Below are 8397 nucleotides of genomic sequence, written 5' to 3' on the forward strand. Positions count from 1 at the left end.
CCGCCCAGCGCCTGAAACGCCTCAAGAAGAGGCAGTTATGGACGATAAGCAGTCGACCGCTCTGGCGAAACACCCGCCTGGCGGGCCTCCGCATGTCGAACCCACTCGCCTCTCTCGGCAACGTCATCCCCCTGCGGCGCCTCAGCGCGCCGGGTGCGGGCGTGGCCGCCGCAGCAGTGCAGCCGACCTCCGCCGACGACACCCCGGCGGAAGACGAAGACGACGAGGGCCCCACCACCGGCGGCAGCGGCGAAGGCCGCGGCCGTGGCGTGCAGCGTCGCCGCGCCTGGCTGCGCGAATGCGCCGTCATCGCTGCGAGCTACGCCCTCAACGGCTTCTTCCTCGCCCTGTTCGCCATCATCGGCACGGTGTCGTGGGTGGCCGCACCGCTCTACACCTTGCCGGGCCTGGCGGTCAGCGCCCTCGCCGCCTACCTGATCGCCAGCCACCGCACCGAGCGCCTCAAGGATCCCAGCCTGTCGGTCGTGCATTCGGTGGGCAGCGTGTCGGTGTGCGTGCTGGGCGTGGGCCTGTTCCCGCAGATGGCCTTTGCCTACGGCGTGATGCTGTTCACCGTGTTCATCACTGCCACGTACCGCATGCCCAAGTGGCAGGTGCAGCTCATGCTCGTGCTCGTCGTCCTGGCGTTTGGCGGGGTCACGCTGAGCCTCGGCCACACGCTGCGCATTCCCAATGCCTCGACGGCCGAACGCTTCGTGAGCTGGTTGTTCTTCGTGGGCACGCTGGGCCGCTGCGTGCTGCTGAGCGTGATCAACGCGCAGAACAACCGGCTGTTGCGCGACCGCGGCCAGCAGATGAAGGCCACGCTCGCGCAGATCGAGCGACTGGCCAACCACGACGAGCTCACCGGCGTGCTGAACCGCCGCCGCCTGCTGCAGATCCTCGACGAGGAGCGGGCCCACACCGACCGCAGCGGCGCGCCGGTCAGCGTGGCCTTGTTCGACCTCGACCACTTCAAGGCCATCAACGACACCCTGGGCCACCTCACCGGCGACCAGGTGCTCAAGCAGTTCGCCGCGGCGGTGCAGGCCCAGGCGCGGACCACCGACCGCTTCGGCCGCTACGGCGGCGAGGAGTTCCTGCTCATCCTCACCGGCGCCGACGGCGCACAGGCCGAGCAGGCGGTGGAGCGCACGCGCAACGCGCTGAGCCTGGTCGACTGGGGTGCCATCGCCCCGGGGCTGCGCGTCACCTTCTCGGCCGGCGTGGCCACCTACCGCGACCAGGAAAGCCCCGAGCTGCTGCTCGGCCGCGCCGATCTCGGCCTCTACCAGGCCAAGCACGACGGCCGCAACTGCACCCGCGCCGCCTGAGAACCGATCCGCCATGAACCACCTCACCCTGGCGAGCACACAGCCGTCTGCCCCCAACCCAGCCAGCCCCGCCGACGTGGCGGCCCTGCAGGCCGCGCGCGCGGCTCAGCAGAAGAAGACGGCCCACTGGGTGCGCAACTGCTACCTCATCGCCGTCAGCTACCTGATCGACGGCCTGGTGCTGGCGCTCTTCCACCTGGCTGGCACCATCAGCTGGGTGCCGGTGGTTGCCTACACCGCTTCCGGTCTGGCCATCAGCTTCACCACCGCCGCGCTCATCGGCAGTGGCTGGACGCAGCGCTTCAAGGACCCGGGCATCACCATCGCCCAGACCATCCCGGCGCAGGGGGTGCAGCTGGGCGCGTTGTACTTCTTCCCCGAGGTGGGGTTCATGTTCGCGCTGCTGCTGTTCATCGTGTACTCCACGCTGACCATGCGGCTGGAAGTGCGGCAGTCGCTCATTGCCTGGTGCACGGTGAGCCTGGGCACGGCCGCCGTGCTGCTGCTGAGCGGCGAGCCACCGCGCATCCCCGATTCCACACTGGCCGAGCAGCTGCTCTCGATGGCTTTTTTTGCACTCACGCTGTGGCGCTGCGTGTGGCTGGGCGCCTACAACAGCGGCATGACCGCCCTGCTCAAGAAGCGCGGCCGCGAGCTGGCAGCGCTGACCCAGCAGGTCGACATGCTGGCCCACCACGACGAGCTGACCGGCCTGCTCAACCGCCGCAGCCTGTTCTCGGCTCTGCGCGATGAACAACAGCGCGCCGACCGCCAGAAGCTGCCCCTGTGCGTGGCCATCCTCGACCTCGACAAGTTCAAGTCGGTCAACGACACCTTGGGCCACCTGGCCGGCGACAAGACGCTGAAGATCTTCGCCAGCACGCTCAAGGCCCACACCCGCAAATCGGACCGCTTCGGCCGCTACGGCGGCGAGGAGTTCCTGCTGATCATGACCGCCACCGGCCCCGACACCGCCCTGGTGCCGATCGACCGCATGCGCGAGGCCCTGCTCGGCGCCGACTGGAACGAGGTGGCCCCCGGCTTCGGCATGACCTTCTCCTGCGGCGTGGCCTGCTACCAGCCGGGGGAGAGCATCGAGGCCCTGCTGCAGCGGGCCGACGAAGCGCTCTACCGCGCCAAGGCCGACGGGCGCAACTGCACCCGGCTCGGCTGAAGCGTCCCGCGTCCGTCCTACGCCAAGGTCAGACAACGCTGACAGCGCGGGCTTTCGCATCGTCCTAAATTGGGCTCTCTCATCCACGGGAGAACACCATGATGAAGCGCGCAACAGTCGCCAGCGACGTGTCGATGATCGTGCGCGGGGCCGGCGCGCCCCGCGCCATTCCCCCCGGCCCCTGCTGGGTGCTGGAAGGCCCGCACTGGATCGCCCTCATGTGGCATGAAGGCGGCGAGCGCCACACGGCCGAGATCTCGCAGCGCGACTACGCGGCCTTCCTGGAGCGGGGCTGCATCCAGTTCGCCGACGCCCCCGCCGATGCGGCCGGGCCGGCCTTGCTGCGCGCCAACCACCGCGAACAGCACACGCCGGTGGCGGCGCTGAACTCGCGCTGGTGAGTCCGGCGTTCAGGCACTGCTGAGTGCCTGCCGCGCAGCCGTGCGCGCACGCAGCCAGTTCTCGATGCAGGCCAGCAAGGCGCTCGGGTCGGCCGGCTTGACGAAGTGGTGGTTGAAGCCTGCCGCGTCGGCCAGCAGCCGGTCTTCGCGCTGCCCATAGCCGGTGAGCGCCAGCAGCAGGGCGTCGCGGGTGGCCGCCGATTGGCGCAGGCGGTGGGCCACTGCGTAACCGTCGAGCACCGGCAGGCCGATGTCGAGCACCACCACATCGGGCGCGAAGGAGCCCGCCGCCGCCAGGGCTTCTCCGCCATCGGCGGCCGTCCGCACCTCGTGGCCGCCAAGTTCGAGGAAGGTGGCCACGCTCTGCGCGGCATCGCGGTTGTCGTCCACCACCAGCACACGGCAGGTCGGCGCGGCCGGTTGCTCTGCCGCCGCGGCCGCCTGCTCGCCGCCGCTCACCAGGCCCACGCAGGGCAGCCGCAGCGTGAACTCGGAGCCTTCGCCCGGGCCGGCGCTCTCGGCCGACAGCTGCCCGCCATGCATCTCGGCCAGGCGCTGAGCGAGCGTGAGCCCCACGCCCAGGCCGCCCTGGGCACGGTCGAGACCGCGCGATCCCTGGGTGAAGAGGTCGAAGATGCGCGGCAGCAGCTGGGGTTCGATGCCGATGCCCTGGTCTCGCACGCGGATGGCAGCGCCTTGCGCGTCCAGGCTCGCGGTGAGTTCGATCAGGGTGCCCTTCTCGCTGTACTTGGAAGCGTTGTTGAGCAGGTTGGAGATGATCTGCGCCAGCCGGGCGAAGTCGCCCTGCAGCCACATGGGCTCCGCCAGCGGCTGCACGCGCAGGGTCTGCCCGCGCGAGTCGATCAGCGGTTGGGCGGTCTCCACGCTCTGGGAGATCACGGCGTTGATGTCGACCCGCTCGCGCGTCAGCACGATCTTGCCCTGGCTGATGCGCGCCACGTCGAGCAACTCGTCGATCAGCCGCGTCATCTGCCGCACCTGGCGCACCATGATGTCGCTGGCGCGGTCGAGCTTGGGGTCATGGGGCGCGATGCGGCGGATCACCTCCAGCGCGGTGCGGATCGGTGCCAGCGGGTTGCGCAGTTCGTGCGAGAGCATGGCCAGGAACTCGTCCTTGCGGCGGCCGGCTTCCTCGGCCGCACGGCGCGCCGCCTCGGCGGCCGCGATGGCCGCCCGCGCATCGGACTGGCGCTTGATCTGGCGCTGCATCGCGAACAGGCGGACGAACACGCGCACCTTGCTGCGCAGGATGTGCGGCACCACGGGCGAGAGGATGTAGTCGACCGCGCCCAGTGCATAGCCGCGCTCGGTCTGGATCTCGTCGGCGTACGAGGTGATGAAGATGATGGGCGTGTCGACCGCGCGCTTGTACTGGCGGATCAGCGCTGCCGTCTCGAAGCCGTCGATGTCGGGCATGTTCACGTCGAGCAGGATCACCGCGAACTCGCGCTGCAGCACCTCGCGCAGCGCCTCGCGGCCGGAACGCACGAACACCAGATCCTGGTTCAGTTCTTCCAGCACCGTGCGAAAGACCAGCAGCTTCTCGGGCAGGTCGTCGACGACGAGGATGCTGACTCGCTCGTCCGCCTCGCCCTCGTCTGCCCCCACGGGCCGAGCGCCGGGCCGCTCCCAAGCCGGCCCGTTCCCCCTCGGGGGGTCGGCCGGCGTACTCGACGGACGGGGGGGGGTCATCTGCACAGCCATCCCCGCAAGACGACCAGCAGGTAGGCCGTGTCCACCGGCTTGGAGAGGTAGTCCCAGGCCCCGGCATCGATGCACTTCTCGCGATCCCCTTTCATCGCCTTGGCGGTGACGGCGATCAGCGGCAGCTCCTTGCCGCGCGGCAGGCGGCGCATGCGGCGCATGGTCTCCATGCCGTCCATCTCCGGCATCATGATGTCCATCAGCACGATGTCGATGGTCGGGTCGTTCTCGACGAAGCGGATCGCATCGCGCCCGTTCTCGGCCGAGACGATGACCATGCCCCGCGCGTCGAGCACGGTGGCCAGCGCGAAGATGTTGCGCATGTCGTCGTCGACGATCAGCACCTTCTTGCCTTCGAGGCTGCGGTCGGCCTCGTGCAGGGCCAGCGCGGAGCGGCGTTCCTGCTCGGACATGCTGGCCTGGCCGCGGTGCAGGAAGAAGGCCGTGGCGTCGAGCATGCGAGGCAGGCTGTCGGTGCGGCGCAGCGCGAAGGCGCTGTGGCCGCGCTCCCAGGCGCTGGCCACGGCCGGGTCGTCGGTGGCCAGCACGATGGGCATCTGGCGCGCGAGCGGGCGAGACTCCAGCGACTCGATCACGTCTTCGGGCCCGAAGCCGCGCAGGCTGCCGTCGGTGATCACGCAGTCGACGCCAGCGCCCCCGAGCTGGTTGCGGGCCGCGGCCACCGAATCGGCGAACACGACCTCGGTGTCGGCGTCGAGCGCAGCGAGGTAGGCCTCACGCACAGGCGTGGGTTGCATCATCACCAGGAGGCGCTTGCGCCGCCGCTCGGCGAACTCGTAGAGATGGGTCAGCGCGTCTTCGACGTCGTCCTGCGACTGCATCGGCTTGGTGAGGAAGCCCACCGCGCCCGAGCGCAGTGCGCGCTCGCGGGAGTCGTCGGTCGAGACCACGCAGATCGGGATGTGGCGCGTGGCCAGGTCGGACTTCAGCCGCTCGAGGATGCGCCAGCCTTCCATGTCGGGCAGGTGGATGTCGAGCGTGATCACGGCGGGCTCGAAGTCGCGCGTCATCGCCAGTGCACCCGCCCCGCTGGTGCTGACCAGCCCCTTGAAGCCCACGCGACGCGCCGCCTGCAGCAACACCCCGGCGAAGGCGAGGTCGTTCTCGACAATGAGCAGCACGCGGTCGCCGAGCAGGATGTCACCGCGGTCGTCGTTGGCCACGTTCGGCGAGACCATCACATCCGCATCACCCGGCCCGCTGCCGGCGATCTGCGGCCCGACGGCGACGCGTTGGGGCGGTTCGGCACGCGGCAGCGTCTCGACCACCGGCAGGCTGGGCGGGGCATTGCGCCCGTGGCGGCTGTTGCGCGAGGTGCTGTAGCTCTGCGGCAGGTACAGCGTGAAGGTGCTGCCGTGCGAGGGCGCGCTCACCAGCCGGATCTCGCCGCCCAGCAGGCGCGCCAGCTCGCGGCTGATGGCCAGGCCCAGACCCGTGCCGCCGTACTTGCGGCTGGTGGAACCGTCGGCCTGCTGGAAGGCCTCGAAGATGATCTGCTGCTTGTCGGGCGAGATGCCGATGCCGGTGTCGCTCACCGCGAAGGCCAGCACTTGCGAGGCGCGGTTGAGGTCTTCGTTGTCGCGCGACCAGCCGCCATGCACCACCTCGATCGACAGCCGCACCGAGCCCTGGTGGGTGAACTTGAAGGCGTTGGACAGCAGGTTCTTGATGATCTGCTGCAGGCGCTTCACGTCGGTGACGATGGTCTTGGGCAGCGTACCGCTGCGCTGGCTGGCCGAGGCGATCTCGAAGTCCACGTGCTTGGACTCGGCCACGTGGCGGAAGCTGCGGTCCACGCTGCGCTGCAGGTCTTCGAGGCGCAGCTCGCTCACATCCACCGCCACCGTGCCCGATTCGATCTTCGACAGGTCGAGGATGTCGTTGATCAGCATCAGCAAGTCGTTGCCCGACATGTGGATGGTCTTGGCGAACTCCACCTGCTTCGCAGACAGGTTGCCGTCGGCGTTCTTGCACAGCTGATCGGACAGGATCAGCAGGCTGTTGAGCGGCGTGCGCAGCTCGTGCGACATGTTGGCCAGGAACTCCGACTTGTACTTGGAGGTGAGCGCGAGCTGCTCGGCCTTCTCTTCCAGCGCCTGCCGGGCCTGCTCCACCTCGGCGTTCTTGCGCTCCACCTCCTGGTTCTGGTGGACGAGCAGGCGGGCTTTCTCCTGCAGCTCTTCGTTGGTGGTCTGCAGCTCCTGCTGGCGGCTTTGCAGCTCCTCGGCCAGCGATTGCGACTGCGTCAACAGGTCCTCGGTGCGCATGTTGGCGCTGATGGTGTTGATCACGATGCCGATGGATTCGGTCAGCTGATCGAGGAAGGCCTGGTGCGAGGGGTTGAAGCGGTCCAGCGAGGCCAGCTCCAGCACGCCGCGCACCTCGCCTTCGAACACGATGGGCAGCACCAGGATGTCGAGCGCCGCACCTTCGGAGAGCCCGGTGGCGATGCGGAAGGTGCTGCCCGGCACGTTGGTGAGCAGGATCTTGCGTTTCTCGACGGCGCACTGGCCGACCAGCCCCTGGCCGAGCTCGATCTCCTTGCCGCGGCTGTCCATGCCGCCGGAGGCATAGCTGCCGAAGAGCGTGAGCCTGGGCTTGCCGGCCATGCTGTTGAGCACGTAGAACTCGGCCTGCTGCGCGCCCACCACCGGCGCCAGCTCGGAAAGGATGATCTGGCCCACGGTGAGCAGGTCCTTCTGGCCCTGCAGCATGCGGCTGAACTTGGCGAGGTTGGTCTTGAGCCAGTCCTGCTCGGTGTTCTTCTGCGTGGTGTCCTTCAGGTTGCGGATCATCTCGTTGATGGTGTCCTTGAGCGCAGCCACCTCGCCCTGCGCCTTCACCGTGATGGAGCGCGTGAGGTCGCCCTGCGTCACCGCGGTGGCCACCTCGGCAATGGCACGCACCTGGGTCGTGAGGTTGGCGGCGAGCTGGTTCACGTTCTCCGTCAAACCCTTCCAGGTGCCCGAGGCGCCCGGCACCTTGGCCTGACCGCCCAGCTTGCCTTCGACCCCCACCTCGCGCGCCACGCTGGTGACCTGGTCGGCGAAGGTGGCCAGCGTGTCGATCATGGAGTTGATGGTCTCCGCGAGCGCCGCGATCTCGCCCTTGGCCTCCACCGTGAGCTTCTGCTTCAGGTCGCCGTTGGCGACCGCCGTCACCACCTTGGCGATGCCGCGCACCTGGCCGGTGAGGTTGCCGGCCATGAAGTTCACGTTCTCGGTCAAATCCTTCCAGGTGCCCGACACGTCGCGCACCTGGGCCTGGCCGCCGAGCCGCCCTTCGGTGCCCACCTCGCGGGCCACGCGCGTGACCTCGGCCGCGAACGACGAGAGCTGGTCCACCATGGTGTTGATGGTGGCCTTGAGTTCCAGGATCTCGCCCTTCACGTCCACCGTGATCTTCTTGGAGAGGTCACCGGCGGCCACCGCCTTGGTCACGTCGGCAATGTTGCGCACCTGGCTCGTGAGGTTGGATGCCATCAGGTTCACCGAGTCGGTGAGATCCTTCCAGGTGCCGGCGACGCCCTGCACCTCGGCCTGGCCGCCGAGCCGCCCTTCGGTGCCCACTTCCAGCGCCACGCGGGTCACTTCGGCGGCGAAGCTGCGCAGCTGGTCCACCATGGTGTTGACGGTGTTCTTCAGCTCGGAGATCTCGCCCTTCACGTCCACCGTGATCTTCTTGGAGAGGTCACCGGCGGCCACCGCCTTGGTCACGTCGGCAATGTTGCGCACCTGGCTCG

General features: G+C 68.7%; 5 protein-coding genes. 3 read left to right on the forward strand and 2 right to left on the reverse strand.

What is annotated here, in order from left to right; genetic code table 11:
- Positions 1-92: 92 nt before the first annotated feature.
- The 3 genes from VFL64_RS12800 to VFL64_RS12810 all read left to right on the forward strand — a co-directional run bounded on the left by VFL64_RS12800 (position 93) and on the right by VFL64_RS12810 (position 2909).
- Positions 93-1334 (forward strand): sensor domain-containing diguanylate cyclase, encoded by a 1242-nt coding sequence (locus VFL64_RS12800; RefSeq protein ID WP_489540763.1) that lies wholly within the window; start codon positions 93-95, stop codon positions 1332-1334.
- 13 nt (positions 1335-1347) lie between these two features.
- Complete coding sequence (locus VFL64_RS12805; protein ID WP_489540764.1) at positions 1348-2508, forward strand: GGDEF domain-containing protein; 1161 nt, start codon at positions 1348-1350, stop codon at positions 2506-2508.
- A gap of 98 nt (positions 2509-2606) precedes the next feature.
- The gene (locus VFL64_RS12810) at positions 2607-2909 is read left to right on the forward strand and encodes a hypothetical protein (RefSeq protein ID WP_489540765.1); all 303 of its coding nucleotides are present in this window, start codon (positions 2607-2609) and stop codon (positions 2907-2909) included.
- A 9-nt stretch (positions 2910-2918) separates the two neighbouring features.
- Here the strand turns inward: VFL64_RS12810 and VFL64_RS12815 are convergent, their stop codons facing one another.
- A complete protein-coding gene (locus tag VFL64_RS12815; RefSeq protein ID WP_489540766.1) occupies positions 2919-4538 on the reverse strand; it encodes a response regulator in 1620 nt (539 codons plus the stop codon).
- Between the two features lie 80 nt (positions 4539-4618).
- Positions 4619-8397, reverse strand: a 3779-nt coding sequence (locus VFL64_RS12820; RefSeq protein WP_489540767.1) for a response regulator, incomplete at its 5' end; no start/stop codon positions are given.

Origin of the sequence: Rhizobacter sp., assembly GCF_035702065.1 — a bacterium.
GTDB lineage: Bacteria > Pseudomonadota > Gammaproteobacteria > Burkholderiales > Burkholderiaceae_C > Rhizobacter.